At 60.9% G+C, this 21,056-nt stretch carries 13 protein-coding genes; 12 read left to right on the top strand and 1 reads right to left on the bottom strand.

Features of this window, described 5'->3' with window-relative positions; all coding sequences use genetic code 11:
• Nucleotides 1-278 precede the first annotated feature (278 nt).
• From feoB to DW123_RS00220, 4 genes are all read left to right on the top strand, one after another.
• The gene (gene feoB / locus DW123_RS00235; protein WP_118272905.1) at nucleotides 279-2,639 is read left to right on the top strand and encodes a ferrous iron transport protein B; all 2,361 of its coding nucleotides are present in this window, start codon (nucleotides 279-281) and stop codon (nucleotides 2,637-2,639) included.
• Between the two features lie 124 nt (nucleotides 2,640-2,763).
• Entirely contained in the window at nucleotides 2,764-3,960 is a 1,197-nt protein-coding gene (locus DW123_RS00230) for an MFS transporter (RefSeq protein WP_118272904.1), read from the top strand.
• A gap of 128 nt (nucleotides 3,961-4,088) precedes the next feature.
• Complete coding sequence (locus DW123_RS00225) at nucleotides 4,089-5,465, top strand: alpha-amylase family glycosyl hydrolase (protein WP_118272903.1); 1,377 nt, start codon at nucleotides 4,089-4,091, stop codon at nucleotides 5,463-5,465.
• A 3-nt stretch (nucleotides 5,466-5,468) separates the two neighbouring features.
• A complete protein-coding gene (locus DW123_RS00220; RefSeq protein WP_118272902.1) occupies nucleotides 5,469-6,032 on the top strand; it encodes a uracil-DNA glycosylase family protein in 564 nt (187 codons plus the stop codon).
• 1 nt (nucleotide 6,033) lies between these two features.
• On the opposite strand, the gene DW123_RS00215 is transcribed toward DW123_RS00220, so the two are convergent.
• Nucleotides 6,034-6,696, bottom strand: a complete 663-nt coding sequence (locus tag DW123_RS00215; protein ID WP_117743076.1) for a hypothetical protein — start codon at nucleotides 6,694-6,696, stop codon at nucleotides 6,034-6,036.
• Between the two features lie 93 nt (nucleotides 6,697-6,789).
• Between DW123_RS00215 and DW123_RS00210 the strand changes: the two genes are divergently transcribed.
• The 8 genes from DW123_RS00210 (at nucleotide 6,790) to DW123_RS00175 (ending at nucleotide 20,868) form a co-directional block, all read left to right on the top strand.
• Nucleotides 6,790-7,926: a pyridoxal phosphate-dependent aminotransferase gene (locus DW123_RS00210; protein ID WP_118272901.1), complete on the top strand. Its 1,137-nt coding sequence runs from the start codon at nucleotides 6,790-6,792 to the stop codon at nucleotides 7,924-7,926.
• A gap of 504 nt (nucleotides 7,927-8,430) precedes the next feature.
• Nucleotides 8,431-8,952: a 50S ribosomal protein L10 gene (gene rplJ / locus DW123_RS00205; protein WP_089572500.1), complete on the top strand. Its 522-nt coding sequence runs from the start codon at nucleotides 8,431-8,433 to the stop codon at nucleotides 8,950-8,952.
• Between the two features lie 102 nt (nucleotides 8,953-9,054).
• The gene (rplL, locus tag DW123_RS00200; protein ID WP_006235005.1) at nucleotides 9,055-9,432 is read left to right on the top strand and encodes a 50S ribosomal protein L7/L12; all 378 of its coding nucleotides are present in this window, start codon (nucleotides 9,055-9,057) and stop codon (nucleotides 9,430-9,432) included.
• A 314-nt stretch (nucleotides 9,433-9,746) separates the two neighbouring features.
• Nucleotides 9,747-10,655: a UTP--glucose-1-phosphate uridylyltransferase gene (locus DW123_RS00195; protein WP_117734321.1), complete on the top strand. Its 909-nt coding sequence runs from the start codon at nucleotides 9,747-9,749 to the stop codon at nucleotides 10,653-10,655.
• A gap of 370 nt (nucleotides 10,656-11,025) precedes the next feature.
• Nucleotides 11,026-14,454, top strand: a complete 3,429-nt coding sequence (locus DW123_RS00190; protein WP_233540105.1) for a DNA-directed RNA polymerase subunit beta — start codon at nucleotides 11,026-11,028, stop codon at nucleotides 14,452-14,454.
• Between the two features lie 6 nt (nucleotides 14,455-14,460).
• Nucleotides 14,461-18,936 (top strand): DNA-directed RNA polymerase subunit beta', encoded by a 4,476-nt coding sequence (locus DW123_RS00185; RefSeq protein WP_199570161.1) that lies wholly within the window; start codon nucleotides 14,461-14,463, stop codon nucleotides 18,934-18,936.
• A 386-nt stretch (nucleotides 18,937-19,322) separates the two neighbouring features.
• Complete coding sequence (locus DW123_RS00180) at nucleotides 19,323-19,841, top strand: RNA polymerase sigma factor (RefSeq protein WP_233540092.1); 519 nt, start codon at nucleotides 19,323-19,325, stop codon at nucleotides 19,839-19,841.
• Nucleotides 19,792-20,868 carry a DUF4179 domain-containing protein gene (locus DW123_RS00175; RefSeq protein ID WP_118272898.1) on the top strand — a complete coding sequence of 359 codons (1,077 nt, stop codon included), beginning with the start codon at nucleotides 19,792-19,794 and terminating at the stop codon, nucleotides 20,866-20,868. Before DW123_RS00180 ends, DW123_RS00175 begins: the two co-directional genes overlap by 50 nt.
• Nucleotides 20,869-21,056 lie beyond the last annotated feature (188 nt).

Genomic DNA, 21,056 nt, shown 5'->3' with positions numbered 1-21,056 from the left:
CATCGCGTGTCGGTGTTGCTCGGTATTCCATAACTGACGTGGGCCTCTGTAACGTGCTTCTGTGAGTGCCCACCAGGCCCGCGCGGGTGACATTAGTTGCTTGCGCGGGCTTTTGCTGCTTGGGTGCAATGGGGGCAGCTTAGCTTGCACCGATCTGTCGATTGAACGTCGTTGTGTGTTCGCGCTATGATGCATGATTAAATGGTTAGCCGTGGCAAACGGTTAGCCAAGATGAACAAAATGCAACGCCCTGTGGGCGCCGGGGGAGGAACACGGACGTGAGACTCGATACACTCGAGATTGGAAAGGACGCCGTTGTCGCATCGGTGGCATCGGACGATCAGGCACTCCGACAGCATATTTTGGACATGGGTCTAACGCCGGGCACCGAAGTCACCATGATGAAGTACGCCCCTATGGGCGATCCGCTCGAGATCCGTCTGCGTGGCTACGAGCTGACGCTGCGCAAGGACGATGCCGCTCGCATTGAGCTCGTGGGCATCCACGACACCGATACGGGTCCGCGCGTGAACGCCGCTATTGGCACAACGGAGCACCCGGCCCTCGGCGAGGGGACGTATTCGCCCCGCGCGGCAAAGACGGCCGTGCCTGAGGGCGCGCCGCTGCACTTTGCCCTCGCCGGCAACCAAAACTGCGGCAAGACCACGCTGTTCAACCAACTGACGGGCTCCAACCAGCACGTCGGTAACTTTCCCGGCGTGACGGTCGACCGCAAAGACGGCACCATCCGCAACCATCCCGAGGCGAGCGTTACCGACCTGCCCGGCATTTACTCCCTGTCGCCGTACACGGGCGAAGAGATTGTGAGCCGCCAGTTTATCCTGGACGAGCATCCCGACGCCATTATCGACATCATCGACGCTACTAATATTGAACGCAACCTGTACCTGACGCTGCAGCTTATGGAACTCGACCGCCCCATGGTCATCGCGCTCAACATGATGGACGAGGTGACGGCCAACGGCGGCGCCGTGGACGTCAACTTGCTCGAGAGCCTGTTGGGCGTGCCTGTTGTCCCCATTAGCGCTGCCCGCAACGAGGGCATCGGCGAGTTGGTGGATCATGCCTTGCACGTGGCGCGGTTCCGTGAGCGCCCCGGTCGCCTGGACTTCTGTGCGCCCGATGGCTCGGACGGCGGTGCGCTGCATCGCTGCATCCACGGCATTGCCAACCTTATCGAGGACCATGCCGCGACGGCGCATATCCCTGTGCGTTTCGCAGCGACCAAGCTGGTTGAGGGCGACGAGCTGGTAACCGAGGCGCTTCACCTGGACCGTAACGAGCTTGACGCCATCGAGCACATCATTACCCAGATGGAGGGCGAGGCCGGCACCGACCGCCTGTCCGCGCTGGCAGACATGCGCTTTAGCTTTATCGGCGACGTGTGCGGGCGCTGCGTCGTCAAGCCGCATGAGAGCCGCGAACACGTGCGCTCCGTCAAGATCGATCGTATCCTGACGGGCCGTTATACGGCCATTCCGGCGTTCCTGGTGATCATGGGCCTCGTCTTTTGGCTGACGTTTGGCGTGATCGGCGCAGCGCTGCAGGGACTCTTGGAGGACGGCATCGCTGCCATCATCGCTTCGGCCGATGCGGGCCTCAAAGCGTTCGGCACCAACGACGTGGTGCGCTCGCTGGCTGTCGACGGCGTGCTCACAGGCGTGGGCAGCGTGCTCACCTTCCTGCCGATTATCGTCGTGCTCTTCTTGTTCCTCTCCATTTTGGAGGACTCGGGCTACATGGCGCGCGTGGCCTTTGTCATGGATAAGGTGCTGCGCCGCTTTGGCCTGTCGGGTCGCAGCTTCGTGCCCATGCTCGTCGGTTTTGGCTGCACCGTGCCGGCTATCATGTCGACCCGCACGTTGCCGTCCGAGCACGACCGCAAGATGACCGTCATGCTCACGCCGTTCATGAGCTGCTCGGCCAAGTTGCCGGTCTACGGCCTGCTGTGCGGGGCGTTTTTCCCGCAGGCGACGGTTCCCGCTATGGTCTCGCTCTATCTGATCGGCATTGTGGTCGGCTGCGTCGCGGCTTTGGTGCTTAACCGCACGGCATTTAAGGGCGACCCGGTGCCGTTTATCATGGAGCTTCCCAATTACCGTCTGCCGAGCGTCAAGACGACGGTGATGCTGGCATGGGATAAGGCCAAGGACTTTATTACCAAGGCCTTTACCATTATCTTTGCCGCTACCGTGGTCATCTGGTTCCTTCAGACGTTCGACATTCGCTTTAATGTGGTCGCCGATCAGTCGCAGAGCCTACTTGCCGGTCTGGGTAGCATTATCGCACCGACGCTGACGCCGCTTGGGTTTGGCGACTGGCGTGCATCCACGGCGCTCGTTACTGGACTTATCGCCAAGGAGAGCGTTATCTCGACCCTCACGGTGCTTTTGGGTACAACCTCGCCCGCGGCACTGTCGACCATGTTCTCGCCGTTTACCGCCTACGTGTTCCTGGTCTTTACACTGCTGTACCCGCCTTGTGTGGCGGCAATCGGCGCCGTCAAGAGCGAGTTGGGCGCGCGCTATGCCGTGGCCGTGTTCGCGTTTCAAGTGATAGTCGCCTGGATCGTGGCATTTGTCGTGCATTCGGCGGGCATATTGCTGGGGTTGGCTTAGTTATGTATTGACGGCGCAACCTCTGTGTATCGAATTGTTTTCGGCCCTGCATCTGTACTGACGGATGCGGGGCCGTTGCTATATAATCGCCCACCGCTCAAGATAATCGGAGAGGTTTTCCTATATGGCTCAAACAAAGCAAGATGGCATCTCGCTCAAGCAGTGGCTCCCGCTTATCGGGCTCGCCTGTTGCGCGTTCGTGTTCAACACGTCGGAGTTTATGCCCATCGGCCTTCTGACTGATATCGCCGCGTCGTTCTCGCTCACCGAGGCCCAAGCCGGCATCATGATTTCGGTCTATGCCTGGGGCGTCATGCTGCTGTCGCTGCCACTCATGGTGTTTGCCTCGCGCTTTGAGTTCAAGTGGATGCTGCTCGGCGTGCTCGCCGTGTTTTCTCTGGGTCAGTTCCTGTCTGCTGTGGCACCGACATATCCCATCCTGGTCTGTGCGCGCCTGGTGGTCGCTTGCGCACATGCCGTGTTCTGGTCGGTCGCCTCGATTATGGCCTCGCGCCTGGTTGACGCCCGCCACGGGGCGCTCGCCATCAGCATGATCGCCACGGGCTCGTCTATCGCGCAGATCTTTGGCCTGCCGATCGGCCGTGCCATCGGCCTGGCCGTGGGCTGGCGCATGACGTTCGCCGCGGTCGGGGCCTTCTCTGCCGCCGCGGTGGTGTACCAGGCCGCGGTGTTTCCGGCCATGCCGGCGGGTGAGCGCTTTACCGTTAAGCAGCTGCCCGAGCTGCTCAAGAACCCGTTCCTGATCGCGCTCTACGCGGTCACGGTCTTTATGGCGACCGGCTATTACGCAAGCTACAGCTATATCGAGCCCTTCCTGGCGCAGGTCGCACACGTCGATGCGGGTGCCATCACCATGACGCTGACGGCGTTTGGCTGTTCTGGTCTGCTCGGAAGCTGGCTGTTTGGCCGCCTGTTCGATGGGCATCGCTTCCCGTTCTTGGCTATCACGCTCTCCGGCGTGCCGGTGGCTCTGCTGCTTATGGCCCCCGCAGCCTCGGCACTCGTGTTGGTGCTTGCCGTCTGCGCACTATGGGGCTGCTGCGCCACGGCCTTTAACGTGGCGTTTCAGGCCGAGCTCATCAAGTACACGCCGGCGGACTCGTCGGCCGTCGCCATGTCGATCTTCTCGGGCCTGTTTAACCTTGGTATCGGCACGGGCACCGCGATCGGCGGAGCCGTAGCGTCGGGCCCCGGTATCGCCTGGATCGGCTACGCGGGCGGCACGATTGCCGTCGTGGGCGTCATCCTCGCCATCACCGTGCTGTTCCCGGCCATACGCCGCGCAAAGCCTGTCGCCTAACCACGCCCCCTCATCAGTTGCGGCGGAATGCGGACTGGATTGGGTAGCTAAAAAAGCCCCGTCCCAAATTAGCTACCCTGCTGGGCATACAATGGATGTCGTTGTGTTGAGCTTACCGGGAGGCTGTTATGTGGGCATACGAGACGACGTTCTATCAGATCTATCCGCTGGGCTTTTGCGGGGCTCCGCGCGAAAACGCCGCGCCTGTTGCCGAGGATGAGCTCTTCCAAGCTGCCGGTACCGCGCCCAATCCCGATGCCCCCATCATGAAAATCGCCCAATGGGCCGATTACCTGCAGGAGTTCGGTATCGGTGCCGTGTTGATCAACCCTCCGCTTGAGTCCGATAGCCATGGCTACGATACGCGCAGCCTGCGCCATATCGACCGCCGCCTGGGTGGAGATGCCGATTTTGCCGCCGTATGCGAGACACTGCACGCCCATGGCATCCGCGTGGTGCTCGATGCGGTCTTCAACCATGTGGGCCGTGGCTTTTGGGCCTTCCGCGATGTGCAGGAGCGCAAGTGGGACTCGCCCTACAAGGACTGGTTCCACATTAGCTTTGACGGCGAATCCTGCTATGGCGACGGCTTTTGGTACGAGGGCTGGGAGGGCCATTTTGAGCTCGTGAAGCTCAACCTGCAAAATCCTGCCGTAGTCGATTACCTGCTCGAGTCTGTGCGCCGTTGGGCCGATGACTTTGGCATCGACGGCCTGCGCCTGGACGTCGCCTACATGCTCGACCGCGACTTTATGCGCCGCCTGCACTCCTTTACCCGCGAGCTCAAGCCCGACTTTGTACTGATCGGCGAGACGCTCCACGGCGACTACAACCAGATCGTCAACGACGAGATGCTCGACTCCTGCACCAACTACGAGTGCTACAAGGGCCTGTATTCCAGCTTTAACTCAGTCAATATGTTCGAGATCGCCCATTCGCTGCATCGCCAGTTTGGCGGCGACCCGTGGTGCATCTACCGCGGTAAACACCTGCTGAGCTTTGTCGACAACCACGACGTACCGCGCCTGGCGAGCATTCTCACCGACAAGCGCTGTCTGCGTCCCGCCTATGCCATGCTGCTTGGTATGCCGGGCATTCCGTGCGTCTACTATGGCAGCGAGTGGGGGATTGCCGGCGAAAAGGGCGGACCCGATGGCGACTGGGCGCTGCGACCCGCACTCGACGAGCCCGCGCCTAACGAGCTGACAGGCTTTATTGCGCAGCTTGCACACCTGCGCTCGACAAACGATGCGGCGGCACGCGCTCTCAACTACGGCGCGTACCGTAACGTGGTGATTCAAAACAAGCAGCTGCTGTTCGAGCGTGCCTGCGACGACGCCACGGTGCTCGTGGCGGTGAATGCCGTGGACGAGACCTATTTCTTTACAGCCGGCGAGCTCAACGGGTCCTTTGTCGACCTGCTTGTCGACGACGCGCCCACGGTCGAGCTGGCGGGCACGCTTGAGCTTGCGCCCTATGAGGTGCGTTATCTGCTGAGGGTCTAGCCCATGCCTGCGTCTGACGAGGGCTATCAACATATTGAGCATGGGTTTGAGCCCGTGTTCGACCGGCACTCGCGCGTTTTGGTGCTCGGGTCGTTCCCCTCGGTGCTTTCGCGCGCCAATGCCTTTTACTATGGCAACCCTCAGAACCGCTTTTGGCGCGTGATAGCGGCATGCCTCGGTGCGCCTGTGCCACCCAATGAGGGCGATCCTTTGGCGGACGGTACGCCGGCGACACTCGACGCCTCGATTGCCGCCAAGCGATTCATGCTCCTCGACGGCGGCGTAGCCCTGTGGGATGTGATCGAGAGCTGCGATATCAAGGGCTCGAGTGACGCTAGTATTCGTAACGTCGTGCCGGCACACATCGAGCTCATCACCAGCAACGTGCCCATTGAGCAGGTAATATGCAACGGTGGCACGGCGGGGCGCCTCTACAAGCGCTATCTACAGGAGCGGACGGGCCTGCCCGCTGTCATATTGCCGTCAACGAGTCCCGCTAACGCGGCCTGGCGCCTGGAGCGCCTCGTTGAGTGCTGGCGCGAGGCCGTTGACTGGGGTGCTCGATAATTTAGATAGTTGATTGAGCACGGGTGCCGAGACGTTTGATGATGGCGTGCCAGATTGGCGTGGGCACGGCGGGCTTGGCGAAAACCACGCCATCTGCTGTGACATCCCCGGTGTCGCCGCCGCCGAGTCGTTGGGCGTGCTCAACCGAGCAGCCCATGCGCACGGCGCCTACCAGCTTATCCATCGCTTCGGAAAACGGCCGTCGCAGAAGTCCCATGCGTGGGGAATGGTGAAGCGCCGCGATGCCGCTGCCGGCACAGATGACAACGCCGCCGCACCACGTTAGCCTACGGAGTTCGCAAGCTTGGCGCAGGCACTCGATATACCGGTGCGCCTCCTCGGTGCGCCCACAGGTGGCTTGAACGACGACATAGACGCGCGTTCCCGTATTGCCAAAGCGATCGAGTGCTTGTTGAGCGGCGGATGCCGCCTCATCGTTGGGCTTATCCGTAATCGCGAGCACAATGCCATCGACGGCGGCATCGGCGTCATTCGCCTTCAAGTCGACCGGGCGGGGGAGCGCGGTGCCGGAAAGCCGGGCATAGGCCGCGATGGCATCCTGCAGGTCCCAGAGCAAAAACTCAAGATCGGCGCTATTGGGAATACTGACGTATGCAATCTTCTGCAGTGTTTTGGGCTTATTGCCCTGCGGATCTGTCTCCATGCCGCCTCCTTTCCGGTTCGTTTCCGTTTAGGTTACACCGTCTGGCGGCGCCTCGCCGCGCTATCCTAGTGCAACCCTTACGAAAGGAACGCCATGCGCCTGCCCATGAATACCTCGCTTGCCACGCTCAAGCCTTCCGGCATCCGCCGGATCAACGCGCTCGCCGCTCAGCACCCGGGGTGCATCGCGCTCGCGCTTGGCGAGCCCGATTTTCCCACGCCCGATGTGATCAGCGCCGAGGTGGCCGCCTCGCTGGACCGCGGTGACACACACTATCCGCCCAACAACGGTCGCCCCGCCCTGCGCGAGGCGCTGTCTGCCTACATGGACGACGCGGGTCTTACGTTTTCTGCCGACGAGGTCATCCTGACCGACGGCGCGACCGAGGCCCTGTCGGCAACATTCATGGCTATGCTCAATCCCGGCGACGAGGTCATTATCCCCACGCCGGCCTTTGGCCTGTACGAGAGCATCGTCGTGGCCAACCACGCTAAGGCGATCTTTTTGGATACGGAGCCCGCGCAATTTCAAATTGACGAGGACGCCCTTCGCGCCTGCGTGACACCGGCGACTAAGGCCATCGTCATTTGCTCGCCCAACAATCCCACGGGCTGTATCCTCAACGCGGCTTCGCTCGACGCCGTGGCGCGCGCGGCGGAGCAGACGGGCATCTACGTGGTCTGCGACGACGTATACAACCGCCTGGTCTATGTGGATGGCTACGAGCGGTTTGCCCAGCGACACCCGGAGCTGCGTGATCAGACGGTGGTCATCGAGAGCTTTTCCAAACCCTGGGCCATGACCGGCTGGCGCTTGGGCTGGCTCGCAGCCGCAGCCCCCGTCATCGCCGAGATCGCAAAAGCTCACCAATACTTAGTATCGAGTGCCGTCTCCTTCGAAATGGACGCCGCAGCCAGAGCCCTCACCGTCGACCCAACCCCCATGCTCGAAGTCTACCGAGCCCGCCGCGAGCGCGTACTCGCAGCCTTAGACGCCATGGGCCTCGACGCAGTAGAACCAGCAGGAGCCTTCTACGCCTTCCCCAGCATCAAACAGTACGGCCTAACAAGCGAAGATTTCTGCATCAAAGCCATCAAAGAAGCAAACGTAGCCCTAGTCCCAGGCGACTGTTTCGGCTGCGAAGGCCACATCCGCCTAAGCTACTGCGTCTCCGACAAAGACCTAGACGAAGGTCTAAATCGCCTGTCCACCTTCATTTCGACTTTGTAGCCCTCAGGGATGCAACACATCAGCCCACCGACATAAGGGTTATGCGTGGGGCGCGTCGCTCAACGGACACGAGGATTCGCAGCAAAGGCAACGTAGCTCCGGCCGGGAGGGGCAGGGCGAGTTTTCCGTAGATTCCGCACGAGCCGAAGGCCACTTAATGTGGCCTTCGTGCGAGCCCAGGACTTGACCGAGCGGAAAACTCGCCCTGCCCCTCCCGGTCGGAGCGTATGCAGGGTTTGTGTACGAATCCTCGCGCCCGTTGACCGACGCCGGGGTCCCCGCCATAATACTTTCGGTTAACGCACGAATCCGCTGCCAGAGACAGCCGGTGCAAACGGGCTTCGCCCGCAAGCTTAATGGGACATCCCGCCAGCCGAGGTGGTCGAGTAGATATGTCTTCTCGCCCCCGTCGCTCATGCAGCGCGGGGGCTTTCTTTTTGGACATGCCCCCGTCACGTCCTTGTGGCGGACCGTGCCCGGAAAGAATTCGAGGAGGTGTAATTCATGCCCCAGCAGTACAAAATCGACAAGGTTGCAGAGATCGAGTCCCGTATCGCCGAGAACGCCGGTCTGTTCGTCGTCAACTACAACGGTCTGACGGTTAAGCAGGCTCAGGAGCTGCGTCATCAGCTTCGCGAGTGCGGCGCCGAGATGAAGGTCTACAAGAACAACCTGGTCAAGATCGCTCTCAAGAACCAGGAGCAGCCCGAGCTCGACGAGATCCTCGCCGGCCCCGTCGCTTATGTGTTCTACGAGACCGAGCCGGTCGAGGCCGCTAAGGCCCTCAAGGACTTCTCTGCTAAGTCCAAGGGCGTCCTTGAGATCAAGGGCGGTATCTCCGACGGCAAGGCCGTTTCCGCTGATGATGTTAAGGCTATCGCCGAGCTGCCCACCAAGGATCAGCTTCTCGGCCAGATCGCCGGTCTCATCTCCGGTTTCGCTCGCGACATCGCTGTCTGCGTCAACGGCGTTTCCTCTGGTCTCGCTCGTTCGATCCAGCAGGTTTCCGAGCAGAAGGCAGCCTAGTCGCTGTTTTCACCCGCGGCGGCAACGCCGCACCCCTGGCGCATTCGCGCTGTGTTTTAACTGATCTCCGTGCACAGACACGGAAACCGAAAGGACTTAGAAATGGCTAAGCTTACCACCGATGAGATCATCGATGCTCTTAAGGAAATGACCCTTCTCGAGGCTTCCGAGCTCGTCAAGGCTATCGAGGACACCTTCGGCGTTTCCGCCGCTGCTCCTGCTGCCGTTGTCGCCGCTCCCGCTGCTGGCGCTGCTGAGGCCGAGGAGAAGACCGAGTTTGACGTCGTGCTCGAGGGCTTCGGCGACAACAAGATCCAGGTCATCAAGGCCGTCCGTGAGCTCACCAACCTTGGCCTGAAGGAGGCCAAGGAGGTCGTCGAGGGCGCTCCCAAGGCTGTTCTCGAGGGTGCCAAGAAGGAGGACGCTGAGGCTGCCAAGGAGAAGCTCGAGGCTGCTGGCGCTGCTGTCACCCTCAAGTAATCAGGCTTTCTCGCCAGATTTCTTTGCAGACGGGGTTCGCATTGCGAACCCCGTCTTTTTTGTTTTTCGGTCCCTCGGCATCGGTTGCTCAAACTGTCATGTTCTGTGATTTGCGTCGTAGCGGGTGCCCTGCCGTTGGACAATAAAATTGCACCATTCGAGCAATAATTTGCGTTGACCTGCTGAAGAATTGTCTCTGCCTTGTAGCGACATATAGTTCCAGCGGTAAGATGCTTGGGTATCGCAATTTGGTCTGCGGCTGTGTGCCGCACGCATGGGGCGCTTTTGCGCCTGCGAAAGGATCTTTGAATAACATGAAGGCAATCATCCCCGCCGCCGGTCTTGGCACGCGTTTTCTGCCTGGCACTAAGTGCACGCCCAAAGAGATGCTGCCGGTGCTCGACAAGCCCGTCATTCAGTACGTCGTCGAGGAGGCGCTCGAGCCCGAGGAGGTCGACGATGCCATCATCGTTACCTCTCCCGGTAAGCCCGAGCTGCTGAGCTACTTCCAGCCCGATCGCTCGCTCGAGAACCTGCTGCGCGAGCGCGGCAAGAACGCCTATGCCGATGCCGTAGCCCACGCTGGCGGTATGCCGGTCGATTTCCGTTATCAGTACGAGCCCAAGGGCCTCGGCCATGCTATCCGCTCTGCTGCCGACGCCGTGGCAGGGGAGAACTTCCTTGTTCTTCTGGGCGACTACGTTGTGCCCAACCGCGACATCTGCGACAAGATGCTCGCCGTCTCCAAGGAGCACGGTGGCGCTTCGGTTATCGCCGTCGCTGCTTGCTCGCCCGAGGAGGTCAGCCGCTACGGCGTGATCGCCGGTGAGCGCGTCGGTTCGCTCGAGGGTGCCGAGGACGTTGCCGATGCTGAGCCGGGCGCTGTCTGGCGTATCGGCGGTCTGGTCGAGAAGCCCGCCCCCGAGGCGGCTCCGTCCAACCTGTACATCGTCGGCCGCTACCTGCTGAGCCCGCTGGTCATGGACCTGCTTGCCGACCAGCAGGCCGGTAAGGGTGGCGAGATCCAGCTGACCGACGCCATGGCCCGTTCGCTCGACCGCGAGGCAATGTATGCCGTCGTCATCGACCCGCTGTCGGGCTACGACACCGGTACTCCCTCTGGCTGGATGGCAACCAACGCCCTCATGGCAGCAAGCGACCCCCGCTTTGCCGATGCCTTCTGGGACGCCATCGACGAGCGCGGCGGTCTTAAGCGCAACTAGCACGTGCCACGGGTGCGGACTTCGGTTCGCACCCGTTTTTTGTTCGCGGGCCATGTAAGCCGTTGCGGGAGGCCGTCGTTGTCCTGCAGGGGAGTGTGTGTTCACAGAAAATATATGAACGCATGTTCGATAAAACACCATCTACCTGCTCGTTTTCTGTTGAAAAACTTTGCTACTCCAAAAACTCAATCGCGTCAAGGCTTTTCTTGCCCAACGGTCGGTACCTGATAAACTATTAGGTTGCGATAACTGGCGAAGCTATGCCTCGCCAACCCACCGAGCATTTCCGTGAAGGAGGAAAAACCTGGTGACCTACGCATACACTGCCACTGAGCGCAAGCGCGTCAGCTTCGGGAAAATCCCGGAGGCCATGGAGCTCCCCAACCTTATCTCTGTTCAAAGGGAATCCTTTGAGCGTTTTAAGGACGAGGGCCTTCGTGAGGCGTTCAAGGAATCCAGCCCCATCCAGAGCCAGAACCATGTTCTCGAGGTTACCTTCGGCGAGCATCAGTTCGGCGACCCCGCGCACACCGTCGAGGAGTGCCGCGAGAAGGATATGACCTATCAGGCTCCGCTTCTGACCGACGTCCGTCTCACCAACAAGGAGACCGGCGAGATCAAGGAGCAGCTCGTCTTCATGGGCGACTTCCCCATGATGACCGATCAGGGCACCTTCATCATCAACGGTACCGAGCGAATCGTTGTCTCCCAGCTCGTTCGTTCCCCGGGCGTGTACTACAGCTCCGAGATGGATTCGGGCAAGCAGATCTACAAGGCTCAGATCATCCCGTCCCGCGGTGCCTGGCTCGAGTTTGAGGTCGACAAGCGCGACCAGCTCATGGTCTCCATCGACCGTAAGCGCAAGCAGAGCGCAACGATGTTCCTGCGCGCCCTTGGCATCGCCGTCACCAACGACGACATCATCGAGCTGCTCGGCAACTCCGATGTGATCAAGCGCACCCTCGAGCGCGATACCGCCCTCACTCGCGAGGACGCCCTCATCGAGATCTACCGTCGCCTGCGCCCGGGCGAGCCTCCCACCGTGGACGCTTCCCGCAGCCTGCTCGAGGGCCTGCTCTTCAACCCGCAGCGCTACGATCTGGCCCGCGTCGGTCGTTACAAGGTCAACAAGAAGCTCAACCTCACCACCGAGGAAGAGGTCACGGTGCTCACCGACGAGGATATCGTCGCGACGCTGCGCTACCTGCTGTCCCTCGCTGCCGGCGAGCAGGGTTTCAAGGTCGACGACATCGACCACTTTGGCAACCGCCGCATCCGCACCGTCGGCGAGCTTGTCGCCAACCAGTTCCGTATCGGCATGAGCCGTATGGAGCGCGTCGTCCGTGAGCGCATGAGCTCCCAGGACATCGACGAGATCACCCCGCAGTCGCTCATCAACATCCGCCCGATCGTGGCCTCCATCAAGGAGTTCTTCGGTTCCTCGCAGCTCTCGCAGTTCATGGACCAGGCGAACCCCCTGACCGGTCTGACCCACAAGCGCCGTCTGTTCGCGCTCGGCCCTGGTGGTCTTGCCGGCCACAAGTCGGGCTCCAGCCGCCGCACCAACGTGCCGACGGCCGTCCGCGACGTTCACAACTCGCACTACAGCCGCATGTGCCCGATCGAGACCCCCGAAGGCCCCAACATCGGCCTGATCGGCTCGCTTGCCCTCTACGCGCGCGTCAACGAGTACGGCTTCATCGAGGCTCCGTTCCGTCGCGTCGAGAACGGCGTTGCCACCGACCAGATCGACTGGATGACCGCTGACGAGGAAGAGAAGCACGTCATCGCGCCGGCCAACACGCCGCTCGATCCCAAGACCAATGAGTTCATCACGACCGATGCCGAGGGCAAGATCGTCCGCCCGCATAGCGTGATCGCCCGTACCCGCGACTTCGACGGCTCCTTCGGCGCTCCCGCCGACGTGCCTGTCGAGGACGTCGACTACATGGACGTCTCGCCGCGTCAGATGCTCTCCGTCGCAGCCACGCTGATTCCGTTCCTGGAGCACGACGACGCCAAGCGTACGCTGATGGGCGCTAACATGCAGCGTCAGGCCGTGCCGCTGGTTCACCCTGCCGCTCCCTATGTCGGTACCGGCATGGAGCGTCGCGCCGCCCTGGACTCCGGCGAGGTCACCCTGGCCAAGAACGCCGGCGAGGTCATCTTTGCCGACGCCGCCAAGATCATCGTCAAGCATGCCGGCGGCATGGACGAGTATCACCTGGCCAAGTACCAGCGCTCCAACCAGTCCACCTGCATCAACCACCGTCCGCTCGTGCGTGTCGGTGACACCGTTGAGCAGGGCGAGCCCCTGGCCGACGGTCCTTCGACCGATCATGGCGAGCTCGCACTGGGTCAGAACCTCACTGTGGCCTACATGCCGTGGGAAGGCTTCAACTACGAGGACGGTATCGTCGTGTCCGAGCGCCTGGTGGCCGAGGACCTGCTGACGACCATCAACATCACCCGTCACGAGATCGACGCCCGCGACACCAAGCTCGGCCCCGAGGAGATTACCCGCGAGATCCCGAACCTCTCCGAGGACATGCTTGCCAACCTCGACGAGGACGGCATCATCCGCATCGGCGCCGAGGTCGGCCCTGGCGACATCCTGGTCGGCAAGGTCACGCCTAAGGGCGAGAGCGCTCTGACCGCCGAGGAGCGCCTGCTGCGCGCCATCTTCGGTGCCAAGGCCCACGACGTCCGCGACACCTCCCTCAAGATGCCTCACGGCGCTTACGGCCGCGTCATCGACGTCGTCCGCTTTAGCCGCGAGAACGGCGACGACCTGGCTCCCGGCGTCAACGAGCAGGTGCGCGTCTACGTCGCCCAGCGTCGTAAGATCCAGCAGGGCGATAAGATCGCCGGCCGCCACGGCAACAAGGGTGTTATCTGTAACGTTTTGCCGGTCGAGGACATGCCCTACATGGCTGACGGTACCCCGATCGACGTTATCCTCAACCCGCTGGGCGTTCCTTCGCGTATGAACGTCGGCCAGCTGCTCGAGTGCCACCTTGGCTGGGCTGCTGCCTGCGGTTGGGATACCGAGCAGGCCGACTCCGACAAGTATGTCCCCGGCCCGTTCTTCACCGCGACGCCCGTCTTCGACGGCGCCAAGGAGGACGAGATCGCCGAGGTCATCCGTCGTGCCAACAAGAACATGCTCAACAAGGCCACCGCTGCCTTTGGCGATCACATGCGCCCCGAGTTCGTCACCCAGCTTGACGAGCGCGGCAAGACCCGCCTGTTCGACGGCCGCACCGGCGAGGAGTTCCGCGAGCCCATTACCGTTGGTACGTCCTACATCCTCAAGCTCGGCCACATGGTCGACGACAAGATCCACGCTCGTTCGACAGGCCCTTACAGCCTGGTTACCCAGCAGCCTCTGGGCGGCAAGGCTCAGTTCGGCGGCCAGCGCTTCGGCGAGATGGAAGTTTGGGCACTGTACGCTTACGGTGCTTCCAACGTCCTGCAGGAGATCCTGACCGTCAAATCCGACGATACCGTGGGCCGCGTCAAGACCTACGAGTCCATCGTCAAGGGCGAGAACGTTCCTGTCCCGGGTATCCCCGAGTCCTTCAAGGTTCTCGTTAAGGAGATTCGCTCCCTCGCGCTGGACATCGAGCCCATGCACGATGCCGACGAGGACGCCTCCGCCCCTGTGACCGCCGAGGAGACCTCTGCTCTCGACGACCTGGCTGCGCTCGCCGGCATTGACGCCGACGTCGAGGCCCAGGATGCCGAGACCGCCGAGGCACCCGAGGCCGTCGCCGCCACGACCACTGATAAGGAGTAGTTGACTGTGGCAGATTTCGAAGCTACTGATTTTGACTCGGTAAAGATCTCCCTTGCCTCCGCCGACCAGATCCGTTCCTGGTCGCACGGTGAGGTCAAGAAGCCGGAGACCATCAATTACCGTACCCTCAAGCCCGAGAAGGACGGCCTGTTCTGCGAGAAGATCTTCGGTCCTGCCAAGGACTGGGAGTGCTCCTGCGGCAAGTACAAGGGCATCCGCTTTAAGGGCATCGTCTGCGAGCGCTGCGGCGTCGAGGTCACCTCGGCCAAGGTGCGTCGCGACCGCATGGGCCACATCGAGCTCGCCGCTCCGGTGTCCCACATCTGGTACTTCAAGAGCCCCACGAGCTTCCCGATGAGCCGTATGCTCGACATCAAGTCCAAGGACCTCGAGAAGGTTCTGTACTTTGCCAGCTACATCATCACCGAGGTTGACTACGAGGCTCGCGAGGCCGACGCCGGCGACCTGCGCGAGGAGCTCGCTGCCGATCTGGAAGAGATCGATGCCGAGTGCGCCCGCCAGATTGAGTCCCTCAAGGAGCAGGGCGACCCCGAGAACTTTGACGAGTTCTCCGACGAGGAACCGCTGACCCCCGAGGAGATCGCCTCTGGCATCGTCGACATCGAGGAAGAGTGCAAGGACGAGAAGCAGCTCCGCACAGACGCCTTCAACGCCTTCATGAAGCTCACCGAGCGCGACCTCATCTCCGATGAGCCGCTGTTCCGCGAGATGACCCGCTACTACTCCATGTACTTCAAGGGTGGCATGGGTGCCGAGGCTGTCCGCGACCTGCTCGCTGCCATCGACCTTCCTTCCGAGGCCGAGAAGCTCAAGGCCATCATCGCCGACGAGGATTCCCAGAAGCAGAAGCGCGAGAAGGCCGTTAAGCGCCTCGAGGTCGTTGACGCCTTCCTGAAGGGTGGCAACAGCCCCGCGAACATGATCCTGGACGTCATCCCGGTCATTCCGCCCGATCTGCGCCCGATGGTCCAGCTCGACGGCGGCCGCTTCGCTGCGTCCGACCTCAACGACCTGTATCGTCGCGTGATCAACCGTAACAACCGACTCAAGCGCCTGCTCGACCTGGACGCCCCCGCGATCATCGTGAACAACGAGAAGCGCATGCTCCAGGAGTCCGTGGACGCCCTGTTCGACAACGGCCGTCGTGGTCGCCCGGTCTCTGGCCGTGGCGGTCGCCCGCTCAAGTCGCTCGCCGAGGCCCTCAAGGGCAAGCAGGGTCGTTTCCGTCAGAACCTGCTGGGTAAGCGTGTCGACTACTCCGGCCGTTCGGTTATCGTTACCGACCCCAAGCTGCTGCTGCACCAGTGCGGTCTGCCTAAGACCATGGCGCTGGAGCTCTTCAAGCCCTTCGTCATGAAGCGCCTGGTCGAGCTCGGCAAGGTCGAGAACATCAAGGGCGCCAAGCGCGCTATCGACCGCGGTGCCACCTTTGTGTGGGACATCCTCGAAGAGGTCATCGACGGCCGCGTCGTGCTGCTCAACCGTGCACCGACCCTGCACCGTCTGTCCATCCAGGCCTTTGAGCCGGTGCTGGTCGAGGGCAAGGCTATCCACCTGCATCCGCTGGTCTGCTCGCCCTTCAACGCCGACTTCGACGGCGACCAGATGTCTGTCCACGTGCCGCTGTCCAGCCAGGCTCAGGCCGAGGCCCGCGTGCTCATGCTCTCTGCGAACAACCTGCGCTCGCCGGCATCCGGCAAGCCGGTCAACATCCCTTCGCAGGACATGATCATCGGTGTGTACTACCTCACCCAGGTTCGCGAGGGTCTGCCGGGCGAGAACCACGTGTTCTCGAGCTTCGATGACGCGCTGCACGCCTATGACTGCCGCTCCGAGGTCGACATGCAGGCCAAGATTCAGGTCCGCGTGTCCGCCGAGAACGCCAACGTCATCAACGAGGGCGGCACCCGTATCTTCCGCGTCAAGAACGGCAAGAACGAGTTTGTCGACTACGACGTCACCGGCAACAAGACCGCGCGCTTCGAGACCTCTATCGGCCGCATCATCTTCAACCGCCAGTGCCTGCCCGAAGACTACGAGTTCATGAACTACAAGATGGTCAAGGGCGACGTGGCCAAGCTGGTTGCAGACTGCTGCGATCGCTACCCCGAGGCCAAGGTCGGTCCGATCCTCGACGCCATCAAGTACTCCGGCTTCCACTACGCTACCCGCGCCGGCCTCACCATCTCGGTGTGGGACGCTCTCATCCCTGCCGAGAAGCAGGAGCTGCTCGACCGCGCCCAGGCCAACGTCGACCAGATCAACGAGTACTTCGAGGAGGGCTTCATCAACGAGACGGAGCGCCACATCGAAGTCGTTAACGAGTGGACCGCTTGTACCGATAAGGTTGCAGCGCTCATGCTCGACATGTTCGACGAGGAGAACCCACTGTACATGATGGCCGACTCCGGCGCCCGTGGTTCTAAGACCCAGCTGCGTCAGCTCGGCGGCATGCGTGGCCTGATGGCAGACATGTCCGGCGAGACGATCGACCTTCCCATTAAGGCGAACTTCCGCGAGGGCCTGCTGCCACTCGAGTACTTCATTTCGACCTACGGCGCCCGTAAGGGCCTGGTCGATACCGCATCCCACACCTCGGACTCTGGTTACCTGACCCGTCGTCTGGTCGACGTGGCCCAGGACGTCATCGTCCGCGAGGAGGACTGCGGTACGCACGAGGGTGTCACCTACAACCTCATCATCCCCGGCACCACCGACCTCAACACCGACCTCGTCGGCCGTTGCTTCATCGAGGACGTCGTGGCCCCCGATGGCACCGTGCTCTTTGAGCAGGACGGCTACATCGAGAAGGTCGCCGACATCCAGAAGATGGTCGATGCCGGCCTTAAGAAGGTCAAGCTTCGCGCGCTGCTCACCTGCCGCTCCAAGTACGGCGTGTGCCAGAAGTGCTACGGCTGGGATCTTTCCACCCGTCGTCCGGTCGCCATCGGTACCGCGGTCGGCATTATTGCCGCCCAGTCCATCGGCGAGCCCGGTACGCAGCTTACGATGCGTACCATTCACTCCGGCGGCGTCGCTGGCGTCGACGATATTACGCAGGGTCTGCCTACGGTCAGCCGTATGTTCGATATCGTCGGCAACGTCAACGAGAAGATCCTGGGTCGCGAGGCCGAGCTGGCTCCGTACTCTGGTCACCTCTCGATTAAGCCCGAGAAGTCCGAGTACGTGCTGACGCTCACCGACTCCGAGGATCACACCCGTGTCCTCGACGAGCGTCGCGTCCCCGCTTCGGTGCGCTTCATGCCCGAGATCGAGGACGGCTGCGAGGTTCGCGCTGGCGACCAGATCACCAAGGGCTTCGTCAACTTCCGCAACCTGCGCAAGCTGACCGACATCGAGTCGACGATGCACACCTTCGTCGAGAGCGTCAAGGACGTCTACACCAGCCAGGGCGTTGACCTGAACGACAAGCACATCGAGGTGCTCGCACGTCAGATGCTGCGTCGCGTTCAGATCACCAACCCCGGCGACTCCAAGTACCTGCTTGGTCAGTACGTCGACCGCTACGAGTTCGCCGACGAGGTTGAGCGCGTTGCCCGTCTGGGCGGTCAGGCTCCCGTGGCCGAGCCCGTCATCCTGGGTACGCTCAAGGTCGCGTCCAACATCGACTCCTGGCTGTCGAGCGCTTCGTTCATCCGTACCGCCGGCGTCCTTACCGAGGCTGCCATCGAGGGCAAGGTCGACCACCTGCTCGACCTTAAGTCCAACGTCATCGTCGGTAAGAAGATCCCGGCTGGTACCGGCCTCAAGCCGTACGCCAACGCCAAGCTGACGTATCGCACGGCCGACGGCTACGTGGACATCGACGGCCCGGCTTCGCCCAACGCCAAGTCGCTGCCCGAGTGGGCTCCTGTGGAGCTCAAGGACCTGGACGAGCAGCTCCCGCAGCAGCTCGACTGGGCCGGCTACGACGAGTTCGGTGGTGCTGACGGTTCGTTCACCCGCAACGGCCACACCATCTCCGCCGAGAAGGCTCGTCTGTACCTGTTCGACGACCTGGGCGTGTCGCAGCGCTGGACCAACAAGTTCAGCGAGGTCGGCATCGAGACGGTCGGCGACCTGGTCGGCAAGTCCGAGGAGGATCTGCTGCGCATCGACGGCATCGGTGCCAAGGCGATCGAGGAGCTCCGTGACGGCCTCGAGGCCCACGATTTGCTCTACATCCTCGAGAACAACGACGACGTTGCCGACGAGGAAGACCTCTCGCAGCTGCTGCAGATGGTCTTTAGCCCCGACGGTCCGGACGATATCCTGCTGGGTACCTCCGCTCCGACGCATCACGCCGACGCCGACGAGGAGCTCCTGGGCGCCCCGATCGACGACAAGAAGGCTCCCGCCAACGGCGCGATCAACGAGGACATGGCTTCCCTCGACGAGCTGCTCAATCAGCTCGTGGACACCGACGACGCCGAAGAGGCCAAGGACAACGACGAGGAGTAACTTCCTAGTACGTTAACTGCCCTTCCAAAGACCCGTTTCCCAAACAGGGGAGCGGGTCTTTTTTGGTGGGGAACGTTGCCCCGACGAGCACGTTGGATTCCCGGAACGGGCCGCCCGCTGTTTAAGTTTGTCGCGAGTTCCGCACGCAAAGGAAAGCACTTAATGTGCTTTCCGTCTTGCGCAGGACTGTAGAGCAGCAAACTTAAACAGCGGGCGGCCCGTTCCGGGAATCTGCCCCCGCGCACAGAAGGGGATTCCTTTTGCCAAAAAGGGACAGGTTTATTTTGGTAGGTTTTTCCTGCTTGGATTTGAAACATTTCGTTCGGCCAAAGCGTATCTATGGTGAGGACCTCATCAAGAACCATCAGCGTCACCGGGAGGTGATTATGGAAGAACAAGCATTTAGACAGGCGGTCGAAGATCACCGGGATGTCGTGTTTCGAATCGCCTTGACGTACCTGCGCGATCGCGCCGATGCCGACGATATTGCCCAAGATGTCTTTCTTAAGTTGCTTAAAAGCGATGGACACTTTGAAAGTTGGGAACATCTTCGCCGCTGGCTTATCCGGGTCACGATCAATGAATGTAAATCGCTCTTTCGAAAGCCATGGAGGCGTGTAGAGGATATTGAGAACCTGGCCGATTCGCTTTCGGCGGCGCAGGAGGAGACCAAGGCGGTCCTGTCAGACGTTATGCGACTTCCGGAGCGATTCCGTATCCCCATCGTGCTCTATTACTATCTGGGCTTCTCGACTTCAGAGATTGCCGAGTTGCTGCACGTACCAGCCGCGACAGTTCGAACGCGTTTAGCTCGCGGCAGATCGAAACTCAAGTTCATCCTAGAGGAGGGCGACCGTGAAATCCAATCAAATCAAGCAGGCCTTCGAGTCCATCCAAGCCGATAGCGATCTTGCCGACCGTGTTATTGATGCTGCTGCGGGTGAGCCGCTTCATCGAAAGGGCCACGCGAAGCCTCTCTATGTTGCCGTAATCGGATGCCTTGCCGGAGTGCTGGCGACCGGAGGGGTCGCCTACGCCGTCGTCAATTCCAGCTATTTTGCCTCTGCCTGGGGAAACCATGGCAACGGAGAGTCCATTACCTGGACTCAAGGTGGCTCGTCGGGGACTAAATATACCTACACCAGAGAGTTTGGTGACGGCATTGCGCCCCAAAGCTTGGAGGGTTCAGTACAGAAGGTCAATCTGTCCGTCGAGGGCAACGGCTATACACTCGACATTCATGATATGGCTATCGATAAAAACGGTTGCGGTGCCGTGACGTTTACGTTGTCCAATCCAAATGGTGTTAACTACTACAAGCCGGCAGCAGAGACTGGCGAACTTGTTCTCTATGGTGAAGAAGAAGGGGGCGTCAGTACACCCAGCATGAACTTCGGCGAGGAATGGGCTGATACACGCTGCACCATTGATAAAGACACATCAAGCGACACGGTCATTAACGGCACGATGTACTTTGCATCTTGGAATCGCGATCGAGATTTACGACATGCGGTCACCTGGAATATCAGTTGGACGGAGGGCAAAGGTGAGGATGCGAAGGTGATCGAGGTATCGACGACAGAGTTTAACGTCGGAGCGCACGTCGATACAAAGGAGCTCCGCTCCGACGACTCGCCTCTCGAGATCAGCCCGTTTTCCATCCAGACGCACATCGATGATCTGGGCTATGAAGCAGTTGATCATAAACTGACCGTCAGCTACAAGGATGGATCGGAGCAGATTATCGAAGATGACGACGCAGGGGCGTACAATTTCTATGTTTCGATGGCGCGCAATAGCGGAGAGAACATTTGGGTGCCAACGAAGTTGATTGATGTCGATCAAGTGGTCTCGGTAACCCTCGAGGGCGCGAGGTACACATCAACGGGGGAGACCGAAACGAAAGTACCCTTTACCATCGTCTATTCGTAAGGTCTAGGCCGCTTCCCAAGAGGGGAAGCGGCCTTTTTTGCGTTAAATGGACGGCTGGAATGGGCACTTGCGCACAGGCGGGGATTCCTTTTATGGAGGCTTTGCGGAAATGTGCTCATTTTGGGATACGCCCGGCGGCGTGGTCTGTTGACGGCACAGCTAATGCCACGTATCCTATCGAACTGCGT

The sequence above is a fragment of the Collinsella sp. AM10-26 genome (assembly GCF_003472525.1).
GTDB lineage: Bacteria > Actinomycetota > Coriobacteriia > Coriobacteriales > Coriobacteriaceae > Collinsella.
The sequence above is the reverse complement of the archived record's forward strand: the minus strand, read 5'-3'. Positions and strand labels throughout refer to the sequence as shown.